31 protein-coding genes and 1 pseudogene are annotated in these 22,169 nt (G+C 65.9%); 22 read left to right on the forward strand and 10 right to left on the reverse strand.

Going from position 1 to position 22,169, the window contains the following annotated elements:
- Positions 1–8: 8 nt before the first annotated feature.
- Genes OG611_RS25165 through OG611_RS25180 form a run of 4 tightly spaced genes read left to right on the forward strand, consistent with a single transcriptional unit; the run spans position 9 to position 3,021 of the window.
- The gene (locus OG611_RS25165) at positions 9–461 is read left to right on the forward strand and encodes an Asp23/Gls24 family envelope stress response protein (RefSeq protein WP_266424211.1); all 453 of its coding nucleotides are present in this window, start codon (positions 9–11) and stop codon (positions 459–461) included.
- Positions 458–1,135, forward strand: coding sequence for a DUF6286 domain-containing protein (locus OG611_RS25170; protein ID WP_266424214.1), 678 nt, complete (start codon positions 458–460; stop codon positions 1,133–1,135). The genes OG611_RS25165 and OG611_RS25170 overlap by 4 nt, the downstream gene beginning before the upstream one ends.
- Before the next feature lie 6 nt (positions 1,136–1,141).
- Positions 1,142–1,738 carry an alkaline shock response membrane anchor protein AmaP gene (gene amaP / locus OG611_RS25175; protein ID WP_266424217.1) on the forward strand — a complete coding sequence of 199 codons (597 nt, stop codon included), beginning with the start codon at positions 1,142–1,144 and terminating at the stop codon, positions 1,736–1,738.
- Positions 1,739–1,782: 44 nt separating this feature from the next.
- Positions 1,783–3,021 (forward strand): IS4 family transposase, encoded by a 1,239-nt coding sequence (locus OG611_RS25180; protein ID WP_266356457.1) that lies wholly within the window; start codon positions 1,783–1,785, stop codon positions 3,019–3,021.
- A 197-nt stretch (positions 3,022–3,218) separates the two neighbouring features.
- Here the strand turns inward: OG611_RS25180 and OG611_RS25185 are convergent, their stop codons facing one another.
- Entirely contained in the window at positions 3,219–3,545 is a 327-nt protein-coding gene (locus OG611_RS25185) for a hypothetical protein (protein WP_266424219.1), read from the reverse strand.
- A gap of 319 nt (positions 3,546–3,864) precedes the next feature.
- On the opposite strand from OG611_RS25185, the gene OG611_RS25190 reads away from it, so the two are divergent.
- Both OG611_RS25190 and OG611_RS25195 read left to right on the forward strand, forming a co-directional pair.
- A complete protein-coding gene (locus tag OG611_RS25190) occupies positions 3,865–4,020 on the forward strand; it encodes a DUF6131 family protein (protein WP_266426203.1) in 156 nt (51 codons plus the stop codon).
- 112 nt (positions 4,021–4,132) lie between these two features.
- The gene (locus tag OG611_RS25195) at positions 4,133–4,579 is read left to right on the forward strand and encodes an SRPBCC family protein (RefSeq protein WP_266424221.1); all 447 of its coding nucleotides are present in this window, start codon (positions 4,133–4,135) and stop codon (positions 4,577–4,579) included.
- Between the two features lie 34 nt (positions 4,580–4,613).
- Here the strand turns inward: OG611_RS25195 and OG611_RS25200 are convergent.
- Positions 4,614–4,808, reverse strand: a pseudogene (locus OG611_RS25200) (IS30 family transposase); the annotation flags it as partial.
- A gap of 890 nt (positions 4,809–5,698) precedes the next feature.
- Here OG611_RS25200 and OG611_RS25205 point away from each other — a divergent pair.
- The gene (locus OG611_RS25205; RefSeq protein WP_266424224.1) at positions 5,699–6,580 is read left to right on the forward strand and encodes a histone protein; all 882 of its coding nucleotides are present in this window, start codon (positions 5,699–5,701) and stop codon (positions 6,578–6,580) included.
- A 6-nt stretch (positions 6,581–6,586) separates the two neighbouring features.
- Entirely contained in the window at positions 6,587–7,705 is a 1,119-nt protein-coding gene (locus tag OG611_RS25210) for an SRPBCC family protein (protein WP_266424226.1), read from the forward strand.
- 539 nt (positions 7,706–8,244) lie between these two features.
- On the opposite strand, the gene OG611_RS25215 is transcribed toward OG611_RS25210, so the two are convergent.
- The gene (locus OG611_RS25215; protein WP_266424229.1) at positions 8,245–8,559 is read right to left on the reverse strand and encodes an FAD-dependent oxidoreductase; all 315 of its coding nucleotides are present in this window, start codon (positions 8,557–8,559) and stop codon (positions 8,245–8,247) included.
- Between the two features lie 100 nt (positions 8,560–8,659).
- Here OG611_RS25215 and OG611_RS25220 point away from each other — a divergent pair, with 100 nt between their 5' ends.
- On the forward strand, positions 8,660–8,902 hold the full coding sequence (locus OG611_RS25220) for a hypothetical protein (RefSeq protein ID WP_266424232.1): 243 nt from the start codon (positions 8,660–8,662) through the stop codon (positions 8,900–8,902).
- Between the two features lie 92 nt (positions 8,903–8,994).
- Here the strand turns inward: OG611_RS25220 and OG611_RS25225 are convergent, their stop codons facing one another.
- Positions 8,995–9,150 carry a DUF6131 family protein gene (locus tag OG611_RS25225; protein WP_229846355.1) on the reverse strand — a complete coding sequence of 52 codons (156 nt, stop codon included), beginning with the start codon at positions 9,148–9,150 and terminating at the stop codon, positions 8,995–8,997.
- 278 nt (positions 9,151–9,428) lie between these two features.
- On the opposite strand from OG611_RS25225, the gene OG611_RS25230 reads away from it, so the two are divergent.
- The 10 genes from OG611_RS25230 to OG611_RS25275 all read left to right on the forward strand — a co-directional run bounded on the left by OG611_RS25230 (position 9,429) and on the right by OG611_RS25275 (position 14,869).
- On the forward strand, positions 9,429–9,824 hold the full coding sequence (locus OG611_RS25230; protein WP_266424238.1) for a gas vesicle protein: 396 nt from the start codon (positions 9,429–9,431) through the stop codon (positions 9,822–9,824).
- Between the two features lie 87 nt (positions 9,825–9,911).
- A complete protein-coding gene (locus tag OG611_RS25235) occupies positions 9,912–10,376 on the forward strand; it encodes a gas vesicle structural protein GvpA (protein ID WP_124718923.1) in 465 nt (154 codons plus the stop codon).
- Positions 10,377–10,379: 3 nt separating this feature from the next.
- A complete protein-coding gene (locus OG611_RS25240; RefSeq protein WP_266424242.1) occupies positions 10,380–11,093 on the forward strand; it encodes a GvpL/GvpF family gas vesicle protein in 714 nt (237 codons plus the stop codon).
- 9 nt (positions 11,094–11,102) lie between these two features.
- Positions 11,103–11,354, forward strand: a complete 252-nt coding sequence (locus OG611_RS25245; protein ID WP_259930026.1) for a gas vesicle protein GvpG — start codon at positions 11,103–11,105, stop codon at positions 11,352–11,354.
- 82 nt (positions 11,355–11,436) lie between these two features.
- The gene (locus OG611_RS25250) at positions 11,437–11,892 is read left to right on the forward strand and encodes a gas vesicle protein (RefSeq protein ID WP_266424250.1); all 456 of its coding nucleotides are present in this window, start codon (positions 11,437–11,439) and stop codon (positions 11,890–11,892) included.
- Positions 11,889–12,704, forward strand: coding sequence for a GvpL/GvpF family gas vesicle protein (locus OG611_RS25255; protein WP_266424253.1), 816 nt, complete (start codon positions 11,889–11,891; stop codon positions 12,702–12,704). Before OG611_RS25250 ends, OG611_RS25255 begins: the two co-directional genes overlap by 4 nt.
- The gene (locus tag OG611_RS25260; protein WP_266424256.1) at positions 12,701–12,949 is read left to right on the forward strand and encodes a gas vesicle protein; all 249 of its coding nucleotides are present in this window, start codon (positions 12,701–12,703) and stop codon (positions 12,947–12,949) included. The genes OG611_RS25255 and OG611_RS25260 overlap by 4 nt, the downstream gene beginning before the upstream one ends.
- Positions 12,939–13,346: a gas vesicle protein K gene (locus OG611_RS25265; RefSeq protein WP_266424259.1), complete on the forward strand. Its 408-nt coding sequence runs from the start codon at positions 12,939–12,941 to the stop codon at positions 13,344–13,346. The genes OG611_RS25260 and OG611_RS25265 overlap by 11 nt, the downstream gene beginning before the upstream one ends.
- A gap of 16 nt (positions 13,347–13,362) precedes the next feature.
- Positions 13,363–13,536: a CsbD family protein gene (locus OG611_RS25270; RefSeq protein WP_266424262.1), complete on the forward strand. Its 174-nt coding sequence runs from the start codon at positions 13,363–13,365 to the stop codon at positions 13,534–13,536.
- A 328-nt stretch (positions 13,537–13,864) separates the two neighbouring features.
- On the forward strand, positions 13,865–14,869 hold the full coding sequence (locus tag OG611_RS25275) for an iron-containing redox enzyme family protein (protein ID WP_266424264.1): 1,005 nt from the start codon (positions 13,865–13,867) through the stop codon (positions 14,867–14,869).
- Here the strand turns inward: OG611_RS25275 and OG611_RS25280 are convergent.
- The 4 genes from OG611_RS25280 to OG611_RS25290 all read right to left on the reverse strand — a co-directional run bounded on the left by OG611_RS25280 (position 14,849) and on the right by OG611_RS25290 (position 16,687).
- Positions 14,849–15,055: a CDGSH iron-sulfur domain-containing protein gene (locus tag OG611_RS25280; RefSeq protein ID WP_266424267.1), complete on the reverse strand. Its 207-nt coding sequence runs from the start codon at positions 15,053–15,055 to the stop codon at positions 14,849–14,851. The genes OG611_RS25275 and OG611_RS25280 overlap by 21 nt on opposite strands.
- Before the next feature lie 37 nt (positions 15,056–15,092).
- Positions 15,093–15,755 (reverse strand): HemK2/MTQ2 family protein methyltransferase, encoded by a 663-nt coding sequence (locus OG611_RS25285; protein WP_266424269.1) that lies wholly within the window; start codon positions 15,753–15,755, stop codon positions 15,093–15,095.
- A gap of 224 nt (positions 15,756–15,979) precedes the next feature.
- A complete protein-coding gene (locus tag OG611_RS40920) occupies positions 15,980–16,120 on the reverse strand; it encodes a DUF5133 domain-containing protein (protein ID WP_353962568.1) in 141 nt (46 codons plus the stop codon).
- Between the two features lie 393 nt (positions 16,121–16,513).
- Positions 16,514–16,687 carry a CsbD family protein gene (locus OG611_RS25290; RefSeq protein WP_266424272.1) on the reverse strand — a complete coding sequence of 58 codons (174 nt, stop codon included), beginning with the start codon at positions 16,685–16,687 and terminating at the stop codon, positions 16,514–16,516.
- Between the two features lie 1,171 nt (positions 16,688–17,858).
- Here OG611_RS25290 and OG611_RS25295 point away from each other — a divergent pair.
- From OG611_RS25295 to OG611_RS25305, 3 genes are all read left to right on the forward strand, one after another.
- The gene (locus OG611_RS25295; RefSeq protein WP_323180224.1) at positions 17,859–18,578 is read left to right on the forward strand and encodes a VOC family protein; all 720 of its coding nucleotides are present in this window, start codon (positions 17,859–17,861) and stop codon (positions 18,576–18,578) included.
- 72 nt (positions 18,579–18,650) lie between these two features.
- Complete coding sequence (locus tag OG611_RS25300) at positions 18,651–19,220, forward strand: type 1 glutamine amidotransferase domain-containing protein (protein ID WP_266424278.1); 570 nt, start codon at positions 18,651–18,653, stop codon at positions 19,218–19,220.
- 432 nt (positions 19,221–19,652) lie between these two features.
- The gene (locus tag OG611_RS25305) at positions 19,653–20,861 is read left to right on the forward strand and encodes an IS701 family transposase (protein WP_266426206.1); all 1,209 of its coding nucleotides are present in this window, start codon (positions 19,653–19,655) and stop codon (positions 20,859–20,861) included.
- A 126-nt stretch (positions 20,862–20,987) separates the two neighbouring features.
- Here the strand turns inward: OG611_RS25305 and OG611_RS25310 are convergent, their stop codons facing one another.
- Both OG611_RS25310 and OG611_RS25315 read right to left on the reverse strand, forming a co-directional pair.
- Positions 20,988–21,626: an IS630 family transposase gene (locus tag OG611_RS25310; RefSeq protein ID WP_266426208.1), complete on the reverse strand. Its 639-nt coding sequence runs from the start codon at positions 21,624–21,626 to the stop codon at positions 20,988–20,990.
- On the reverse strand, positions 21,512–22,021 hold the full coding sequence (locus tag OG611_RS25315; RefSeq protein WP_266426212.1) for a helix-turn-helix domain-containing protein: 510 nt from the start codon (positions 22,019–22,021) through the stop codon (positions 21,512–21,514). The genes OG611_RS25310 and OG611_RS25315 overlap by 115 nt, the downstream gene beginning before the upstream one ends.
- Positions 22,022–22,169: the final 148 nt, after the last annotated feature.

Genomic DNA, 22,169 nt, shown 5'->3' on the forward strand with positions numbered 1-22,169 from the left:
TGACGGCAGTGACCAGTGACGTCGATCGTCGTCCGGGCGTTCCTCGCAGGGAGCGGGGTGCGACCACCGTCTCCGACCATGTCGTCGCGAAGATCGCTTCCCACGTGGCCCGCGAGGCGCTGAGCCGGTTCACCGATTCGGCCCGCCGTGTACCGCCCGGCCGCCGGACGCCACGCGTGACGACGTCTGTGCGGCGGGGACCGGAGCGGAATGAGCACGCCGCAGGACGAGGCGGCGATCCCGCCAATGGCCGTCCGGACATGCTCGGCGAAGTACGGATGCGCATCGCCGTGGAGCTGGGCTATCCGTCCGACATCGGGGCTCAGTGCGCTGCGGTTCGCCGCGAGGTCATCGAGCAGCTCAGAACATGGGCCGGCATGGACGTGTCCGAACTCACGGTGTCGGTCGAGAGGCTGCACTCGGTGCACTCGAGGCATAGAGACCGGGAGAGAGTGAGATGAGCGCGAACACCTGGAGGCAGCCGACCGGCGATGGCGACATTCCCTCCGGTACGGGAGAGGCATCATCCGCAGGTACCCCCACTGGGGGCGCGACAGCAGCGGTCCACGAATCGCGCCGGTCGGCGCGCCGCTTCTGGTCCGCGCGACGGATTCCCGCAGCCATTGTGGCGCTGCTGTCCGTCGCAGGCATTGGGCTGCTCCTGTACGACGTGGTCTCGGTGCGGGCAGACCGGCCCGGGATGAGCTGGCGGCGGCAACTTGCCGAGGAACTGGCCACACGACCGCTGCATGACATCTGGATGACCGTCGGGGCCGCAGTGGCGATGGCTCTTGGCCTGTGGCTCTTCCTGCTGGCGGTGACGCCGGGACTGCGCAGAGTGCTACCCATGCGGCAGCCCACCGGAATCCCCGGAACAGGGGAGGTCCACGCCGGGCTCGACCGCCACGCAGCCGCACTGAATCTGCGCGACCGGGTCGTACGGGTGTCCGGTGTGCAATCGGCACGAGTCGATTTCGGCCGTCGGAAGGTCAAAGCCCGGGCACAGGCACATTTCCGCGATCTCAACGAGGTTCACGCGGATCTGGACGCCGCGCTGAGCGAAGCCGTAACGAACTTGGGTCTCGCCCGGAAGCCCACGCTGGACGTGCGCGTCCGGCGCCCGAAGAAGGGGTGAGGTCCCATGCTCAAGGCGGTGAACCGGGTGTTGCTGGGACTGCTCGGCCTTGGACTGTTCGCCCTGGGTGGCGGCGTGCTGCTCGGTGGGCTGGATCTGCAGCGCCACTGGGGGTTCCACATGCCGGGCTGGTGGCCCTTCCGAGGCCCGGAGGATGTCGTGCTGGGCACCTGGGGACGCGCCCGATGGCGGGAGGACGACTGGTGGTGGCCGGCCGTCATCGCGGTGCTCGTCGTGCTTCTCGCGCTGCTGCTTTGGTGGCTTCTGGCGCAGCTGCGCAGACACCGGCTGGGCCAGGTCCTCATCGAGAGCGAAGGCGACGCGGCGGCCCGACTCAATGGCCGTGCGCTGGAGGACGCAATCGAGGAGGAGGCGCAGGTGCAGGATGGGATCTCGCGGGCTCATGTGCGGCTGACGGGTCGGCGTGCTGCTCCGGCCGCACGAGTACGGCTGTTGCTTAAGCCTCACGCAGAGCCGGCGCGGACGCTGGAGCAACTGAGCGGGGAAACGCTCGCACACGCACGGGACTCGGCAGGCCTGGACCGCCTCCCGTCGGAGGTCCGGCTCCGGGAAGTCCGCCACCGCGCCCGCCGCGTCGCCTAGGTGCAATACCGGTGACTTTGATAGTGCTGGCTCGTTGAGTTGGTGTGCCAAGGCCCGGACAGTTGAAGGTAGTTGAGGGCGATCGGTTTTCGGATCGCATCGCCCTTGGAGTGCTCACGCGTGCGTTTCCGCCGGAGTTGGTGGATGAGGTGGTGGCGGAGTGCGGACGCACCGAGGAACGTCAGCGTCTGCTTCCCGCTCGGGTGGTGATGTATTTCGTGCTGGCGATGTGCCTGTTCTCGGGGCAGGGGTATGAGGAGGTCGGACGGCTCCTCACCCAGGGCCTGGAACGCGAACGCCGCTGGTCGAAGACGTGGCGGGTGCCCACCAGCGGGGCGATCGGACGGGCCCGGTTACGGCTGGGGGCGGAACCGATGAAGGCGTTGTTCGCCAGGGTCTGTCGGCCCGTGGCGCTCCCGGCGACGACGGGAGCGTGGTTTCGGGGCCTGCGGTTGGTGTCGGTGGACGGGACGACCTTCGACCTTCCCGATACGCAGGCCAACGCCGCCTTCTTCGGACGGCCGGGAACGGGGCGTGGCCAGGGCAGGAGCGCGTATCCGCAGGCCAGGGCCGTGGCCCTGGTCGAGTGCGGTACCCACGCCGTGTTCGCCGCCGACGTCGCGCCACTGGCGGTGCATGAGACGGCCCTGGCCCACCGTCTGTTCCCCTCGCTGACCAGAGGAATGCTGCTCCTGGCGGATCGGGGCTTCCTCGGCTTCGATCTGTGGCGGGCCGCCGCGTCGACCGGCGCGGACCTGTTGTGGCGGGTCCGGAGCAACGCGGTCCTGCCCGTGGTGGCCGCGCTGCCCGATGGCTCGTATCTGTCGGAGATCGTTGCCGCCCGGGACAAGAACCGGCGGGCCGACCCGGCACAGGTTCGCGTCATCGAATACGCCTTGGGCCCAGGTGGGGAGGGCGCCGTTTACCGGCTGGTCACCACGCTCCTGGACCCGGCCACCGCACCGGCCGTGGAGCTCGCTGCGCTCTACGCCGAGCGCTGGGAGATCGAGACGACCTTCGACGAGATCAAGATCCACCTGGGCGGACCCGGATTCGTCCTGCGCTCCCAGTATCCGGTCGGGGCCGAGCAGGAGATCTTCGGGTTCCTCCTGGTGCACCACGCCCTGCGCGACCTCATGCACCAGGCCGCCCGGCAGGAGAGGGAGGATCCGGACCGGATGTCCTTCACCCGCACCTTGCGCGTCGTCCGCCGGCAGACCACCAGCCAGGCGGGATTTTCCCCCCTCCCGGCTCACCCGGGCACTGAAGCAGACCCTGCGTGAAATCACCGAACGCCTCCTGGAACCACGGCGGTTACGGTCCAACCCGCGAGTGATCAAACGCAAAATGTCCAACTGGGCACTCAAACGCGCCGAACACAACAACCCACCTCGCCCGGCCACCCCCGCCGTCACCCTCGTCGAACCCACCAAAACATCCCCAACCCCACGAATTAAGCACTAAAGCACCGGTATTGCGCCTAGGTGTTCTGTTTACGGGGGTTGATGAGGCTTGTCGCATGGGTGCGAGTGAGGGCTTTCTGGTTCGGTGTGGATTGTGATATCTCCACCTGCAGGAGGCTCTCATGCGGGGCTGCCAAACGAACGGTGTAGCTCACGTTGTTGAGGTTTCTGGCGGGCTGCTGAGAGAGGGCCTGCCTTCGAGGGTGATGTCGAAGGCGCTCAGTGCGCGCTTCAGCGCGGCCTTCGTTGGGGAAGCGGCCGCGGGCCGGCAGAGGCTTCTGCCGCCGGCGCACGGTCTTCGGCTCGAACGCGCCTTCACGGTCCCTGGGCACGGTGGCCTTCATGGGGCCGAAATGTCGGTCAGTACCTTCTTGGAGCGGGTTCCGTTACGCGAGATGCCGCCATAGGGCTTCGTGGAGACGGGGCCATACCCCTCGATTTGAACCGCGCTTTCAGGACGATTGTCGGATGCTGATGAGTCGCGTCATGGCGTCGCTGGTGACGAGCGCTCGGGCGATGACGGCCATGCGGAAGCACTGGATACGCCTGTCCTCGTGGCATAGCCTTTTCCTTCGTCTGGTGGACGAGCGCCTCGCGCGGTCTGCATCGCCGTGCATACGTGTGAGGCGCATACTAAAAAGACCTGGGAGAACGGAGGATGCCCTGATCATCCTCGGCGACATTCTGCTGGTCATCGGTCTGGTGGCCGGCATCACGATCCCGTGGACCGACGGTATCGTGCTCGTCGCGATCGGCATCGTTCTTTGGATCCTGGGTGCCGTCGGGCATGCAGTGGGCGGGCGACGGCACTACTGGTAGTGCCGCTTACTCCGGATTCCCGTGCACGCGGCCACTGCGATGTCCAACGGCGGCTGTGATCGCGGCGTGCTCGGATGCCGCGTGCTATTCAGCGTCCCGGATGGGAGCACACATGGCTGTACGTCATCAGCTCATCGCCCGGGAACCGTCCGTGCTCTGGGCGGTCCTGGAGGACGAGAGCCGTTACGCGGACTGGGTGGTGGGGATCTTGGACTCCGCCCCGGGCAATGGGAGTTGGCCGGAAGTCGGATCGTCGATCAAATACACGGCGCGTGTGGGGCCGAAGGAGTTCCACGGACGCACGACGGTCCGTCGTCTCGACGCTCCGCGCGCACTGGAACTCGAAGTGCACGGAGTGCCGTTGGGCACGGCACGGATCGCTTTCGATATCCGGCCGTGGGGCGAAAAGACCCTGGTCATTCTCGACGAGCATCCGCTGCGCGGCCTGGGAGGGAGTCTCCACAACACAGTTGTCGACGCCTTTGCGCAGATCCGGCACCGCAGCATGCTGCGGCGACTTGCGGAAGTCGTCGAAGGAATGCCCCAGGACACGGGGTGAGCGACAGGCTGAGAGGACCAGCCCCAACTGCTGGTCAGCTGACTGGGTCCCGTAGCTCAGCGAGATGCTCGGCTGGGGTTGACCAGTCGAGCGTCTTTCGTGGTCGGCTGCTGAGTTCGGAGGCCAACACCTCCAGGTGCTCAGGAGTGTGGGACGAGAGGTCAATGTCCCTGGGGAAATGCTGTCGCAGCAGGCCGTTGGTGTTCTTCTTCGAGCCGCGCCGCCCGGGTCTAAGGGCTGTCCCGTAATCCCTGGTGGATCAGCGTGCGGCGTCAGATGCGGGGCATCGCAAGGCGGAGGGACGCCCGAATACTGGATGTATTCGGGCGTTCCGACAACGCGGCGAGGTGCCGTAGCTGTCGTCGCACGCCCGCCAGGGATTACGGGACAGCCCTTAGTCGTATAGCGGAAGTAGACCGAATATCCGTGGACTTGGTGCATGGCTGGTGGGCCGCCATCTTCACGCCCTGGTCACAGGGCAGGGAACGCCAAAGGCGCGGCGGAAGAGATTGGACGGTCTCGGCGAAAGCGTTACGTGTGGCCAGGAACCGTGGTCACACGGCAGATGAAGGATGGAATCGTGTCGTCGTCCGCCACACCCCCAATTCATCGATCCCCACAGCAGCCGCCCTCCCCGGCTGACAGCCCTTAGCTCCGCTCAAGGTGCGAGGCGCCCGATACCCATCAGACTTGAATGCATGGCAGAAGAACGACAGCCCCGCGGCGAAAGCCACGACTTCCGAAACGCGGCGGAGCGATTTGGAAGCGCGCACCGCGAACACGTCAAGCTGCGTATCGCGGGCCTGCTGCCTTGTTGCAACTTCGTCGCCGCTGCAGGCACTCACGTTGAGGCCGCCGGAGTCTGGCCATGGGACTGATCATGGGACTGCTCACGTTCCCCATCGAGCCGGTCCGCGGTCTGATCGGGGCGGCGGAAGCTCAGCGACACTGCCGAGCGCGAACTGTACGACTCGGGAGTGCTCCGTGCCCAGCCGGCTGTACTGAACCGGGAACTTGAAGGCGAACATATCGGCACGGAGGGAGTTCGAACCGGGAAGAGGAAAGGCTACTCGACCGGCTAGGTCGGCCCCGCACCGAACGATCGAAGGTGACGCACTCATGGATGACACAGCCAAGGTGACCCTCGCGGCCGCAGTAGTGGGCGGCTATCTGCTGGGCCGGACGAAAAAGGGCAGGCTGGCCCTGACCATTGCAACGTACCTGGCAGGGAGGCGATTCGGCCTAGAACCCCGACAGCTTGCCGCCGAAGGGATGCGCAGACTAGGAGAGATTCCCCAGTTCGCCGAGCTGCAGGAGCAGCTGAAAGGGGAAGTCTTCGACGCAGGCCGTAAGGCAGTGGCTGCCGCCGCCGACCGGGGCATGAGTTCGCTGGCCGACGCCATCAGCGACCGTACGGCCCGGCTCGGTGAGAAGCAGGATGAGGGGGAGGAAGAGGGGGACGAGGAGGAGTACGAGCTGGAAGAGGAAGGCTCGGAGTACGAGGAAGAGGAGGAACCGGAAGAGGAAGAGGAAGAGCCGGAGGCCGAGTACGAAGAGGGCCAGGCTGAGGAAGAGGAGGAGCAGCCAGAAGAGGAATACGAGGAGGAAGAGGAAGAGCCGGAAGCGAGGCAGCCGAAGCAGCGCCGCAGTTCTCGGCCATCAGCCCAGCCCAGAGGAGGCGCGGCACGCAAGAAGGCCGCTCCTGCCCCTGGAGAGAAGCCTCGGTCGGCCAGGAAGTCCGCCGCCCGGAAGACGGCCCCGGCAAAGAAGACGGCTGCGAAGAAGACTGCTCCGGCCAAGAAGTCCGCCGCCCGGAAGACGGCCCCGGCAAAGAAGACGGCTGCGAAGAAGACTGCTCCGGCCAAGAAGTCCGCCGCCCGGAAGACGGCCCCGGCAAAGAAGACGGCTGCGAAGAAAACTGCTCCGGCCAAGAAGTCCGCCGCCCGGAAGACGACGTCGTCGAAGCGAGCAGCGTCCAAGCGCGCCGATCGTCGGAGGTAGCCAGTCATGACCAGGACGGAAACAGACCAGCCCACGGCAAAAATGTCGGGTGCGGACCGGCTTCGCGAAGAGGCGTCCAACTTCCTCAGTGCACAGGTGGAGAGGCTCGCCGAGAAGGCGGGCGAAAAATTGACCGATGTCACTGGGCAGCTCACCGATGTGGCCGAGAGTGGATCGCTTCCTGCGATCGGCTCCCGTATTCTCCAGGGCGATTCCCCGCTGAAGGCATTCGTCGGAGAGAAAGCCAAGGGCGTCAAGGACAAAGTGGTGGGGAAGGTCAAGGAAGCGTTCGGCAGCGGAAAGGGGAAACGCAAGTCGAGCGGCGGCAAGGTCATGAACATTATCGAGGTTCTCGATGTGGGAGTGCCCCTGCGTGTCGCGTACGACCACTGGACGCAGTACGACCAGTTCAGCAGCTTCGCGAAAGGCGTTCGCGACGTCTCGAAGAGCGATGAGATGTCCAGTGACTGGAAGGTTAAAGTCGGCCCTTCCTCGCGCGGTTTCAAAGCGACTGTCCAGGAACAGATTCCCGACGACCGCATCGTTTGGACATCCGAGGGAGCCAAGGGAACCACCCGTGGTGCGGTCAGCTTCCATGAGCTGGCACCCAGCCTGACTCGAATCGTCCTGGTCGTGGAGTATTACCCGTCCGGGTTCTTCGAGAAGACAGGCAACCTGTGGCGCGCCCAAGGGCGTCGAATGCGACTCGACTTCAAGCACTTTCAGCGATACGTCACCCTCGCCGAGGAAGAGCCCGAGGGCTGGCGCGGTGAAATCCGGGACGGTGAAGTCGTCGTGTCCCACGAAGACGCCATGGAAGAAGAGGCCGCCGAGCAGGAGGACGCACAAGGCGAGGAGTCCGAGGACGAGGACTACGAGGAGGAGCCCGAGGACGAAGACTACGAGCCCGAGGACGAAGACTACGAGGACGAGGACTACGAGGAGGAGCCCGAGGACGAAGACTACGAGCCCGAGGACGAAGACTACGAGCCCGAGGACGAAGACTACGAGGACGAGGACGAGGACGAGCCTGAGGACGAGGACGAAGAAGAAGGCGAATACGAGGAAGAAGAAGGGGAAGAAGGAGCGGACGAGGACGTAACGGGGCGGGGACGACAGAGGTGACGCCGTGACTGGCGTCGCCTTCAGGTAGGGGCCTACCCGTTTCGGGGCCGCAGACCACCAAGCTTGTCGGGCCGCAGCCTATCCAGATGGGTCGTGATCCGCCGCAGGAATTTGCGCGGCTTGGGCAACGGCCGGTGCGGCGGGACTGCGGACTGCCGGAGCAGACGGATGTACCGGCTGACGGCACTGAGATCGCCTCGAAATCCCTGGTCGCGGACTTCACGGAGAATTTGGCTGGCTGGCGTTGTGACAGCCCCCAGCGAACCTCTTGTAGATGTAGGGCTTGAAGTCGTCCAGCAGCGTCCGGCGGGAGGTGACCTTGAGCAGCAGATCGTCGGCATCTGGAATTCTGGCATGGCGTCGGGCTGCGCAGCCGAGATGCAAATCCCGGCTGATTCCACGCAACGAGCACCCCTGGGTGAGGAGTTCGTGCACGGCCTGGTGCCGTTCGCGGATACCAGCGACGATGCGGCGCGGACGGCCGTTGAGTCCGTGGTTCCGTCTGGAGGCGGGTGAGTGCTCGAGGTCAGCGTCGATGTTCAGTTCGGCGCAGAGAGCGACCGTCCGGTCGAGCGCGTCCTGTTGTCATAGCGGGTACAGTCGGCGCTGCTGGTGCCATGCTTCGCTTCCAAATGCGCATACGCCAAGCCATGCGCAGCCGCCAGCATGGCGGTGGTGTATCCGGTCACGCCCGCGGCGATCCGGTCCGCCTCCAGGACAACAACGTCCACACCTGCCCGGACCAGTTCCCATGATGTGCAGAGGTCGGCGACGCTGCCGCCGATGACTGCGACGTCTGCGGTCAGGTCGGTACTGGCGGCGGATAGCCGGTACGCGGCGTGGTGGCGATCCAACGTTCTGTAGCCATGGCTTCTCAGCTTCCGCTTTGACCGGGACATTTTGACCGGGAGATTGAGTGGCCCGTTGTGCACGTCGTGATGGGGAGGGCAGGTCATGAATCAGTCTGCAGCCATCACGAAACTGAGGCAGGACGCTGGTGCCGTAGAGGTCGAAGAACCCCTGCTGCTGCGGTCTGATCTGGTTGACGTGCGCCTCGTCAAAGTCGGCCTCCGCATAGGCGCGGACCGCCCGCACGTGCTCAACCACGTCGTCGCCACAGACGAAGTGGTCAGGGACTATGCCTTCGGTGACAGTTCGGAGGCCCGCTCGAAGTGTTTCGGGGTCGGCAGCACCTGAACTCTGCGGCGGCCTCCAACCAAAGGCCGGAACACACCTCCAGGCGGAGAAGGGTTCCTGTACAAGTCGCTGAATGGCGAGACTCTGCCGGGCTACCAGTAGTGCCTTCGACCAGCGACCGCGTGCCCCAGCGACCCCAAAATCCACAAGACAACACCGATGACCGCGAGAACTATCCCGATTGTCCACAGTATGGAGATCCCGGTCACGAACCCGACGACAAGCAAAATGATTCCGAGAATGATCATGGTGTTCTCCGATCTCGCACATGCGCTCTCTTTTTTACTGTGATCCCTGCGCACCGCAAGGGCAACTGCTCAGGGAATGGGCGCATGCGACAGTCATGGACTGTTCTTCAGTGGTGGGCAGCCAGTGGGGAGGCTACGGCACGCGGTGAGGAGGCTGCGCCCGGCGCTGAAGCAAAGTGCGAGCTCCGAGATGCGGTCAGCCCAGGCCGTATATCATGGAACGGCGTCTTGTGAAGGTGACGCGGGCATCATGTCGTCTCCGATTCCGGAGCGGGAACATGGCCGTAGGCGAAGAGGACGAGACAGGGCGCGTCCGGCGTCCGTCCAGCAAAAAGCCCGTCAAGAAGACCGCCAGGAAAGCCAGCACCGGACGGGCCGGCAGCCGCACGAGCGAAACGAAGCGTGCGGCCCGTCGGGTTTCGGCCCCGCGGGCCATGCGGTATGCGGCTGAGCAGCTCCAGGAGCTTTTGGGGCGAGCACCCGAGTCCGTCTCGGCGGTGAAGCCGACGGAAGGCGGCTGGCAGGCGGACGTGGAAGTTTTGGAGCTGGAGCGTATCCCCGGCACTACCAGCGTGATGGCGAGTTACCGGGTGACGCTGGACGAGGAAGGCGAACTGCTGGCGTACGAGCGCACCCGCCGCTACACCCGAGCCCAGATCGACCCGCGTGGCTAGGGCCGGAATACCGCTGCTGCACCGCTCGACGGACGAACGGAAGCGGCCTCGTCCGGAGCCACGTGTGAGCTGCTGAAAGGAGGCACCATGACTATGGTGCCGCAGGGCGGAGGAACCATTTCCAGGGCCGGCGGAGGAGGGTCGGGGAACCTTTACGACATCCTCGAGCTGATTCTGGACCGCGGCCTGGTGATCGATGTCTTTGTGCGTGTGTCCTTGGTGGGCATCGAGATCCTCAAGATCGATGCTCGCATCGTCGTGGCGAGCGTGGATACCTACCTGCGCTTCGCGGAGGCCTGCAACCGCCTCGACCTGGAGGAGGGCCGCAAGGCTCCGTCTCAGCTGACCGACCTGGTCGGCGAGGTGACCGAGGGCGGAGCGCATGGCAAAGCCAAGGGTGCGCTGAGCGGCGCCGCTGACGTGCTGACCGACGCCCTGAAGGGAGGACATGACGACGAGGAGGCCGAGCAGTCAGAAAAGAGGCGCAAGGAGCCCGAGGAGAGGCGGGAGCGGCCTCGGCGTCGGCCTGCCGCCCGACGCCGCGAGGAGTGAACCATGGCCGTATACGTGTATTCCATTGTCCTGGCCACCCATCCGCAGCGCTTGGACGGCCTCCACGGGGTGGGGGACCCGCCTGCGGCCCTCCGCACGGTGCGCACCGAAATGCTGTCCGCGGTCGTCAGCGACGCGCCCGAGGAACTGCGTCCCAAACGCCGAGACCTCGGCGCGCACCAGGCCGTCCAGGAACAGCTGATGGCGGACGGCACTGTTTTGCCACTGCAGTTCGGCTTCACCACCGTGGACGACGACGCTGTGCGAGCGGTCCTGGAGGACGGTACGGATAAATTCAGCGAACGCTTGCGGGCGCTGGAGGGCTGTGTGGAATACCACCTGAAGGCCGCCCAGGACGAGGATGCGCTGTTGCGCCAAATCCTTCGGGAGTCCGACGAGGCGCGCGAGCTCAACGAGGAGATCAGAAGCGGCGGCAGCAGCCCGGAACTGCCGCTCGCCCTCGGGGAGCTGGTCTCCCAAGAGGTGCAAGCGCGGCAGGATCGGCTCGCCGACGCAGTCCTCGATGCGCTGCGCGAGCTCGCGCGGGAAGAACGCTCGTCGCAGCCGACCGGGAACGACTTCTTGAATGTGTCCTTCCTCGTGGAGCGGGACAACGAGGAGACCTTCCTCGGCGCGGAACAGGACATCGCCAAGGAACTGGGCGAGGACTTCGACCTGCGACTGGTCGGCCCGCTGCCCGCCTACAGCTTCGTCTAAGGAGTCCTCATGGGACTGCTGACTCAACTCGCGACTCTTCCGCTGGCGCCGGTGCGTGGCGTGGCCTGGGTCATGGAGCGCGTCGTCGAGGCCGCGGAGAACGAGTACTACGACCCAGCCCCCGTCGAACGGGAACTCGCCGCACTTGAGCGAGCGCTCGTGGCGGGAGACATCGACGAGGAAACCTTCGACCGGCGCGAGGACGAGTTGCTGGACCGGCTGGACGAGATCAGGGCCCATGTCCAGGGCGTCGATACCTGATCGCGGCAGCCGGTGGAACGGGCGCATTGCCACGCGCTCCCGTCGAAGCTCCGGGACACCAGGGAATTGAGGTGCAGCGGCCGTGACCGAACCCGTCGCCAGGAGGCTGGGCGACCTCCCGTCCAGGTCCGCCCCATACGGCCAGGGCTCCTCGGCCAATCTCGCCGACATCCTGGAGCGCGTCCTGGACAAAGGCATCGTCATCGCAGGCGATATCCAGATCAACCTCCTGGACATCGAACTGCTTACCATCAAGCTGCGCCTGCTGATCGCTTCGGTGGACAAAGCCAAGGAAATGGGCATTGACTGGTGGGAGCACGATCCCTCACTGTCGTCACGCGCCAACGACGGCTACCGCTCACTCGCCGAGGAGAACGAACGGCTGCAGGCTGAAATCACGGCGCTGCGCGAAGACCGTGAGCTGCCACGGGTCAAGGACGAGGAGAGCCGCGTTGCGGCTCCCAGGCGCACCTCACGCACCTCACACACCAAACGAGCAGAGCCCAGCCCCGGCAGCGAGAGGCGGGACGAACCATGACCGCCACGATCTCCTACGCGTACGCCATAGCACGGGACTCCGACGGATCGCTGGAAAAAGCTCTGTCCGGGCTCCCTGGAGTGGCGGAGGCGCCGGTGCATCTAGTGCGTGTAGAGCACAGCGACGATGTGGTGGTGGCCGTGAGCCCGGTACCCGAGCGGGACTTCCAAGAAGCCGCGCTGCGAGCGCATCTTGAGGACTTGGACTGGCTGGAGTCCGTCGCCCGCGCCCATCACCGGGTGATTGAGGCCTTGGCCGCCCGCACCGCCGTCCTGCCACTGCGTCTGGCGACGGTATACCTCGACGACGAGCGGGTGCGACTCATGCTCCGGGCTCGTCACGGGACGTTTGCCGGCAGACTGAGCGACCTGGCAGCGCAGGTGGAGTGGGGCGTCAAGATCTATGTCGAAGCGGCCGCTGAGACCGAGAGGCCGGCAGGCCCACCCGCAGATGCGGGTCTGAGCCCCGGGCGGGCCTACCTCAGACAGCGAAGAGCACAGCGACACGCCCGCGAAGACGCCTACCGGGACGCCGAACAGGCAGCCGAGCGGGTCGAGGCCGCCGCCCGCGCTTATGCGGTTGATCGCGTCCAGCACCGGCCGCAGCAAGGCGAACTCGCCCGCGGGCCGGGAGAGAACGTCATCAACGACGCCTACCTTGTGCCGCTGCAGCACGCCGAAGACTTCCGCGCCGATGCCATGCAGGCCGCAGAAGGACTACCCGGGGCACGCGTCGAAGTCACCGGGCCGTGGGCCCCGTACTCCTTCGCCACCCTCGCCGAAGCCGAACCGCTGAAGAGGGCCACGCCGTGAGGGCGGCGGGCAGGCCGGAGGCCACGCCGGAGGAGCCGCTGCCGCAACGGCAGATCGCACTGATCGACCTGCTGGACCGGTTGCTCAGCGGAGGCGTGGTCCTCACCGGTGACGTCGTACTCTCCATCGCCGATATCGACCTCGTACGCATATCGCTGCGCGCGCTGATCGTCTCCATCAGCGAACAGAATCCTTCCCCGTGGCATGCCATCTCAGCACTCATAGGAGATGACCATGACAGGTGAGGACCGTCCGCCCGGAAGCCGCCTTGACGAGATCGCCGATGCCGCCGCCCGCGCCTTCCGCATGCTGCCCGCAGTGCCGCAGGACATCGTGCCCCGGGGCGGTGCGGAGGTGCGAAGGCCGGCCCACCGGATCACTACCGACCCGGACACAGTGGAACGGGATCTGATCAAACTCGTACTCACACTCGTCGAGCTGCTACGACAGCTCATGGAACGCCAAGCCCTTCAGCGGGTCGACGCAGGAGACCTCACTGAGGAACAGGAGGAACGCCTTGGAGCAACTTTGATGATTCTGCACAGTCGTATGATTGAACTCTGCTCTCGGTACGACCTTTCCATGCAAGATCTCAACTTGGATCTCGGGCCTCTCGGAACTCTTCTGCCACCACCCGAATGACCTCAGGGAGAACGAAATGGGTATCGGAAAGAAGTCCAAGAACATTGGCAAAATCGCGGAGGGGAAAACAAAGGAATCGGTCGGGCGGGCCGTGGGTAACGAAAGGTTGGAGGGAAAGGGGAGGGCCCAAAAGATGAAGGGCAAAGTGAAGCAGGCCGTCGAGAAGGGCAAGGACACCTTCAGGCACTGAAAGAAAGACACGCCGCACTGACCCGCTGCCAGACCCGAACAAGGGTGGGCCGGAGTTCAGCGGAGTAGGTGCCGACTCGTTGCAATCGACGCAAATGGTGGCGGGACAGTGCGCGCTCGGTGTACGAGGCGCTGAGGAGGGCGTTTTTCTTCGCTCTTTATGTATGTCCGGGTGGACCTGGCATGCAACGGGCCGCTGAAACGAATGTGCCCGGCGAACGTCTCCGCAACCACTGGCCGCCCTTTCGATGCGGAAATCCTGTTTGTGAGCGATCTTGATTCCGATGTGAACGAGGTGGAACGCGAAGCTGGGAGACCCGTCGCAAGCGATGGAAATGCCGAGGAAGGGAAGCACCGTGAGGCTCCCGGAAACCCGAGGCGAGGTGTCTGCCGCTCTGATCGAGGCGCTCGGCCGGGAACCGGGTAGGCGCAGCCTGCCCGACAAACACCTGGTAGCGGGTACCGACCCGTACGACGACGACCTCCAACTCGCCCTGTACCTCTGCTACGAGTTGCACTACCGCGGCTTCGACGGTGTGGACGGCGCCTGGGAGTGGGATCCGGAACTGCTCAGGGTGCGTGCCGCGCTGGAGCGGGGGTTCATGGCTGCTTTGCGCGCTGACGTGCCGGTGGCCGAGGACATCGGCAGCGCGCTGGACGAACTCGTTCTGGAGCCGTCGGACGCCGACGGCGTGTCCTACTTCCTGCGGGACGAGGGCGAGTTGTGGCATCTACGCGAGTACGCCGCCCACCGCTCGCTTTACCACCTGAAGGAGGCCGATCCGCACGTGTGGGTGATCCCGCGCCTGACGGGCCGGGCCAAGGCAGGAATGGCCGCTGTGGAGTACGACGAATTCGGAGCGGGACGGGCAGAACGGGTCCACTCGAAGCTGTTCGCCGATCTGATGGCGGACCTCGACCTGGACACCTCGTATGGGCGCTACCTCGACGCCGGCTCTCGGCAGATGCTCGCGACTGTCAACCTCATGTCACTCTTTGGACTCCACCGCTCACACCGTGGTGCGCTGGTCGGTCACTTCGCCTCAGTGGAGATCACATCGCCACCAGGGTCGCGGCGCCTCGCTCAGGCATTGAAGCGGGCCGGTGCCGGGCCTGCGGCCGTCCACTTCTACGCGGAGCATGTGGAGGCCGACGCCGTGCATGAGCAGCTCGTACGGCATGAGGTCGTCGCCGGCCTGCTCCAGGAGGAGCCGGATCTGGCACCGGACGTCGCCTTCGGTATTGCAGCCACGGGATGGTTGGAAGACCGGTTCGGGGAGCAGTTGCTCGGCGCATGGCGGGGCGGCGAGTCCTCAGTCTGTGTGCCGCTCTGAGGCCGGCGGTGGGGCTTTCGGCCTCTTCCGTCTTCCGCGGTGGCTCGTGTCGCACCAAGGGAAGATGAGGCTCCGCCGGCAGGTACACAGTGCGACGACAGGCCGGTCCGAGCGTGCAATGTGGCCGTTCTCCTGGACCACTTCGACCGGCCCCTCCACGAGCATGGGTCCGCCCGGCTCCTGCATGACGCGCCGTGCAGCTGCCCGAGGTGCGGTCTCCGGTTCAGTAGGGCCGTTCTGCACGGATCACCACCAGTTCCTCTGCCTCCTGGCCGCGCTCAATCAGGCCCTGGGTCTCCAGCCAGCCGGCCCGTTCTCGCAGGACAGGCCCGAAGGGAACGAACCGGCGGTCGGTCACAGCCACGTCCAATCCGGCTTCAGCCAGCCGCGCCAGGGTCATCGCTGGGTTGCTCAGCACGGAGTGGACCGCGAGCAGCACACCTCCGGGGCGCAGCAGAGCGGGGCCCTTGGCGCAGAGCCGGTCGAGCACCGCCCGGCCGTCGATCCCCGCCTCCCAAGCCCGAGCAATACCGCGGCGCGGCACGCGGACGTTCGCGGATGGTACGTACGGCGGGTTCGCCAGCACGAGGTCGAACCTCAGGCCGGTCGCAGGCTCCGTCAGATCCCCGCGGCTGGCCCGGATGGCCCGCGCGTGCCCCGACAGCAGTGCGTTCAGTCGTGTCGTGAGCACCGCCGCGGCCGACGTGTCGATGGCGATCACGTGGGCAGCGCCGTGGCGGGCGGCGGCGATCGCCACGGCGCCGGTACCGGTACCCACGTCGAGTACCTCCGCTCCGGGTGACAGATGCTCGCACCACAGAGCGGATATCAGCATGGCTGTGTCTTCCTGTGGCATGTAGACACCCGGAGGCTGGAGGAGTTTCATTGTCGCGTCCGGCTCTCAGAGATCACGCAGGGCGGGCGACATCGCGGATTCCATCCGATGCAGTGACGACATCGGCACCTTTGTCGAGGCAGTGCGTCATCATTGTGTATCCGATCAGCACCATGGAACACTCCTTGGCGAGTCTTGGGTTCCGAACACGAGCTGTCCGACTCCGGGGTAACCGGGTCATGTGACGAGGCCGCTCGCCCCGGGCCCGCGAGGACTCACGAGGCTGAATTTCCGCCATCCCGCGATCTCACAACGGCAGCCAGCACCACCGATCGGGCCCACCCGAGGTAGAACTCGGCTTCGGAAATCGCATCGCGGGTGGTCCGCTGCCCCATGAGCACACACAAGGTGTACACGACATCCCTTAGCCAGGTCGTGCGGCTCTGCCAGGACGACAACCTCCCACGCGCGACAGCGCCGCAGCAGCGAAACGACCAGGGATTTGTCCGGGAGCGACATCGCGGCTCCTCAGGCTGGGCGGCGGCCGACGAGCGTGATCGCCGACACCACTCGTAACCCCGAGTCGAGACCGGCGCTTTCCTCAATGGGAGACATGATGAAAACAGGGTGGGGCAATCAGCCTCGGCGACCCGGCGTTGCAATAGCCCGTGACCGCCGAACGTCAGCGACGTTCACCGAACAACGAAACCTGACGCCTGGTGCCGACCGCTCGGCCGGCACCAGGTCGCGCCTCGGAGGCCGTGAACCCGGATGCGGTCGCTCTGGGTGCGCGGCCCACAATGCAGGTACTACCGTCCGGACTTCTTCAGCCGCTCAGCCGCCTTTGCCGCGGTCTCCTGGGCCTTGCCTGCCATTTGCTCGCCGCGGCCCTCAGCCTGCATGTCCTTGTCGTCCGTGACACCGCCGACGGTTTCCTTCAGCTTGCCCTTGATCTGCTTGGCCTTCGCCTTTGCCTTACCCATGACGATTCTGTCCTTCACTGTGGGGATGACGTAATCCACCTTGCGTCGACCACTCCGAGGCCGCAATCGGTGAGGTGTCGCGCTCACGAGCAACCGGAAGGAAGAGCCGCGGGAGCGGCACTCTCCGATCAGTCGGGCGGCTCGGGGACCGGGCGGGAACCGGGACCCGGCGCCGGGGGCGGCTCCGAGTCTGGCTGAGGCTCGGGTTCGCTGGGACCTGGCTCGGACGGCGGCTGCGGGTCGTGTGGCACCGGATCCGGCCGACTGGGGACTGGCCCGGGACCTTCGGGGGAACGTTCTGTGGTCATCGCTCTCGTCCTTTCTCGCGTCGCTGCTTCGCAACATCCCAGCTGACCAACCGCGAGTTGAGCGAGGTCGCCTCGGAGATGGTCCGTGGCAACAGTCGGCATCTCACACGGGGATCGAGACGGTCAGCAAAGGAATTGGGCCGCGATCTGCAAATCGGACACGAGGCCCGCGTATGACCGCGGGCCGGTCCCTCGCCCGCAGCGCGGCCGGGGGGATGCACCGTGGCAGGGAACACCGGTGATGATCCTCGCTGCTCGCCCCTTCGTCCTGCGCGGCGGCGAGGATGTCCCAGTCGGCAGCGCTAGGAGGGCGTCGCGGGATTGCGTCACTTTGAAGGAGCTGCCCACAAACGACTACTTGCGTCGGTCTTCGTCCCGGGTGTCGAACGCGCCCTCCCTCATGCTTCCACCGTGCCCCGAAGTTCGCCCGGTGCGCGTGGCTGTGTCCACTCAAGCTGCCGTGCGATGCACGTTCCGAGCATGCCTCCGACGAGGCGGCACGAGCTCCCGTCTCCTCGCGTCGTCGGGCCAGGCCGGCCTGCCCCAGTGATGGTGTTCGGCAACCGCTACGGCTAACGCATCACTGGATGCTTCGTTGCCGCTGTACGCTCGCCGTCGGAGGGCCAAACGTGCATGCTGACAGAAGGGTCGTGTCCGCCTCGTAAGGTAACGCCATGGTTTCCACCCCCAGCCCGTCCCGGTCACACAGACCACCGGCAGAGGTCACGGAACTGGCCGGATGCACTGTCGGTGCCCCTTGCTGGGCAAGCCTCGCCACGCCGGACCCTCGAGCCGCCGAAGACTTCTACGGCGCCGTACTCGGGTGGGAGTTCCGGCGCACCTCCCTGGGTGAGGACTTCAGGATGGCACTCTGGGCGGGCGTACCCACCGCGAGCCTGGGGTGCACAACACCGGCGTTGCAGGTGGCCCTGGACTGGACACCCTACTTCTGTGTCACCAACGCCGACGAGGCCGCGGCCCGCATCGTGGAACGCACCGGCACTATCGCAGTGGGTCCGGTTCGCCTTCCCCTCGGTCGCGGGGTGCTGGCTGCCGACCGTGAGGGCAATCGTTTCGGAATCTGGGAAGGGCAACTGATCGCCGACTGGGAGTCCTGGCGCGCACACCGGCCGTGGCGACTGGAACTGCGCGCGGTAGACATGTTCGAGGCCGCCATTTTCTACGGCGAGGTGCTCGAGTGGGCCTGCGCCCGTCACGGTTGCTGCGAGGTCCGCTACGAGCATGGCGGCGTCGCGCTCCGGGACGTCGGAAACGTGGCAGCCCGGATCGTACCGGCCGGTACGGTGTTGAGCGGCGAGCGGACGAGTCCGCGCTGGAACGTCTACTTCCCCGTACCGAATGTTGACGCGGCAGCGGAGGCGGCCTCTCAGCACGGTGGTGGAACCATCGGCCGGGCCGTAGCGGGTGATAACCGCACGGCCCTGTTGCACGACCCGCACGGCGCGGTCTTCGGTGTCGAGTCTCCACGCGGCTCCGTGATCATCAGCGCGGCGTTTGGGCTCCGGCCCGGCGCGGATTCCGATTGGTCCCCGCGGGCCGGGAGGCCTGGCGAGGCCGCATAAGCGCAAAGATTCGGGGAACCCACGACTCCAAACCACTCCCGGCGGACCGTTCCAACCCGAAAGGACCTGAGAATGTCTGACAACGACGTGAGTATGCGGAAGGTGCTGGCCATCGTCACGAACTACGGCGTCGAGCAGGACGAACTGCTGGTGCCCCTCGAACACCTGCGGGGCTGGGGCGCCGATGTGGACGTCGCTGCTGTGTCGGCTGACGACGTTCAGACCCTGGTCGGCGACAAAGCTCCCGGAAAAACCATCCGACCTGAACTCACTCTGAGTGACGTCGACCCGGCTGATTACGACCTCCTGCTCGTGCCGGGTGGCACATTGAACGCCGATGCGCTGCGTCTGCAGAATTCGACGACGGAGATCGTCCGCTCTTTCACGTCGTCCGGGCGCCCCGTAGCGGCCATCTGCCACGGACCTTGGGCCTTGGTCGAGGCGGGTGTCACCGAAGGTAAGAGGCTCACCTCCTACCCCTCGCTGAGGACAGACATCGGCAATGCCGGTGGCGAATGGGCCGACGAGCCGGTCGTCAAGGATGACTCCTGCGGCTGGACCCTCATCACCTCGCGCAACCCAGGTGATCTGGAGCCGTTCCTCCAAGAGATCGATGCAGCGCTTGCCGTAGACGCTCACTGAACGTGACCGGTCCTGCCGCTACGCGGCTCCGGCTAAAGGACTCGTTCATGCCACGGCGCAGTACCCCGTAGCTGCTCTCCCACCTTGTTCCGAACCGCGGGCAGCTCCCCGCCAACGCTCTCGAACCAGCCGACGCACCGCTCCGCGAGCTCCTCGACCGTGCCGGAGGCCCAGAAGGCTGATATAGACGAGGAGCGACGACTCGTCCTCGGGCCGTCCGACCTGGCTGAGAGCCCACGGCACTCGCCAATCAGCGGCACTGGTTCGCAGGGCTGCCAAGAAGGCGAGTTCGGCGTCGCCGAAGTCCTAGTAGTGCCTGGTCAGGTTGGCTGTGGCGGTGCGTGTCTTTCAGGTTCGGTGTGGCGTTGATGAAGTGTGACTCCGGACGAGATTGCTGTGGTGCGTGGTGAGTTGGAGGACTTCGCGGCGGAGATGTTCGAGCCGTTCGCGCGCAACGACCAGCGCCGGTGGGGGCAGGTCTACCTGCGAGGGCTACTGACCAACGGGCGGCGCAAGTCGGTCGAGCCGATGGCCGCCCGGCTCGGCGAGGACGGGAACCGGCAGGCGCTGGCTCACTTCCTCACGACCAGCCCGTGGGATCCGTCCCATATCCGGGCGAAGCCGGCATGGAAGATGGAAGCGGCTATCCGGCCGACCGCGCTGGTCTTCGACGACACCGGCTTCCTCAAGGACGGCAACGCCTCGGCGTGTGTGTCGCGGCAGTACACCGGAACGGCGGGCAAGGTCACCAACTGCCAGGTGGGCGTCTCGCTGCACCTGGCCTCCGACCATGCCTCGGCGGCGGTCGACTGGCGGCTGTTCCTGCCCCAGACCTGGGATCCCGCCTCGCCGAAAGCAGCCCCGGACAAGGTCGCCCGCCGCACTGCCTGCGGCATCCCCGAGGACGTCGGACACGTGGAGAAGTGGCAGCTCGCTCTGGACATGGCCGATGAGGTCCGCTCGTGGGGGATCGAGGTGCCCTTGGTCATCGCGGACGCCGGATACGGCGACGCCGCGGCCTTCCGGCTCGGCCTGAACGCCCGCGGCATGCGCTACGTGGTGGGAATCTCCACCACCATGTCGGCCCAGCCAGGCGACGCGGTGCCGACGTGCGAGCCGTACGCCGGGATCGGACGGCCGTCGGCGCCGAAGTACCCCACTCCTGCCCGGTCGGTGAAGGAGCTGGTCATCGCGGCGGGCCGCAAAGCCGCACGGCCGGTCCAGTGGCGGGAGGGCTCCCGGCCCGGCACGGGCCGCTCCGGCCGCAAGCGGATGTACTCCCGCTTCGTTGCCTTGCGGATCCGGCCCGCCGGACGCGAGATCCGCCAGGCCACCGACGGCCCGGAACTGCCCGAGTGCTGGCTGCTGGCCGAGTGGCCGGCTGGCGAGAGCGAGCCGGTCCAGTTCTGGCTGTCCGACCTACCCGCCGACACCCCGCTGACCACACTGGTCCGGCTCGCCAAGCTCCGCTGGCGCATCGAACACGACTACCGGGAGATGAAGCAGGCCCTGGGCCTGGCCCATTTCGAGGGCCGGACCTGGGGCGGCTGGCATCACCACGTCACCCTCGTGTCCGCCGCGCACGCCTTCTGCACCCTGCAGCGGCTGGCCCGGGCCCCAAAAGACGCGGCGCCGGCCTGAGCCTCTACCAAGTCGTCCGCGAACTGCAGACCCTGCTCGCGGTCTGGACCGGCGCCTGCCCCACCTGCCACCGCGACATACCCGCCCCAATACCGACCTGACCAAGTACTACTAGTGCTGGATTCCTTAAAGGTAGTAGATATACCGGCGGCGTAGGTGTCGGGTGGGCGGGGAGGGTCTGCCCCAGATCCAGGGTCTGGCACGGGAGTTGAGCTGAGCTGTTGCGAGTGTGGTGGCCTGGGCGATCTCGTCGGGTCCGGCGAAGGTTTGGCCGGTGAGGGCGGCTTTGCGGAAGATGCGCCACCAGCCTTCCTGGAGATTGAGCCAGCATGCGCCGACGGGTATGAAGACGTGCCGGATGCGGGGGTGGTCCTCAAGCCAGGTCCGGGTGGACAGGCTGTTGTGTGAGGACAGGTTGTCGGTGACTACGTAGATGTCGCCGACTGGGTTTGCTCGCTCGAGCTTCTGTAAGAACTGCTGGTAGAAGACGCTGTTGCGGGAGGATGCGGTCATGGTGACCTGCTGCCCGTCTCGGACGCGGAGGCCGCCGTAGACCCAGGTCTTCTCCGGTCCGCGGCCGTAGTCGAGTTCTGCTTTGATGCGGTGTCCGTCCGGCGACCAGCCCGGCGCCGGCGGGAAAGTACGCGGGATCACCGGCCCGAGCTCGTCGACGCAGACGACCGTCGCATCTTCGGGCGGGCAGGTGTAGAGACCGACGACCCGTGTCCTTTTCCCTCGAAATCCGGGTCCTTCGAACGGATCCAGGAACGGGTGCGGCGCCACCGGACGCCCTCGGCCAGCAGGATTCTGCGGACTTGTGAACGTCCTACCTCGATCCCGTGGCGGCGGGCGGCTTCGGTAAGGGCGTCGAGTGTCCATTCAGGTGCCCCCGATTCGTCCTCCGCGGCCAGTTCACCATCCTCACGCCTGGTCAGACGCCCCTGCGGGGCCTGCTTGACCAGCCCGATGACCCTCGACCGTTCCGCCTCGGTGATCCGGCGCGGACGACCGGCCACCGGCCGGTCTTCCAACCCCTCCACACCCAGCATGTTGAACCGATGCAGCCACCACCGCACCGTCTTTGCATGACAGCCCAGCTCCGCCGCGATCCCGGCCACCCTCAGACCGTCCCAGCTCAGAGCAATGATCCGTGCTCTCATCACCAGGTCAGCCGGCGCTTTCCGCGCTCCCGCCAGCCTGGCGATCACCTTCTCCTCATCCGGTCCCGAAGCAGTCCGAGCCCGCAGCAATCTCGGCACAACGCACCCCCAGCGACATCCCCAACAAAGGGCTTATACCCATAACTTG

This window comes from Streptomyces sp. NBC_01363 (assembly GCF_026340595.1).
Taxonomy (GTDB): domain Bacteria; phylum Actinomycetota; class Actinomycetes; order Streptomycetales; family Streptomycetaceae; genus Streptomyces.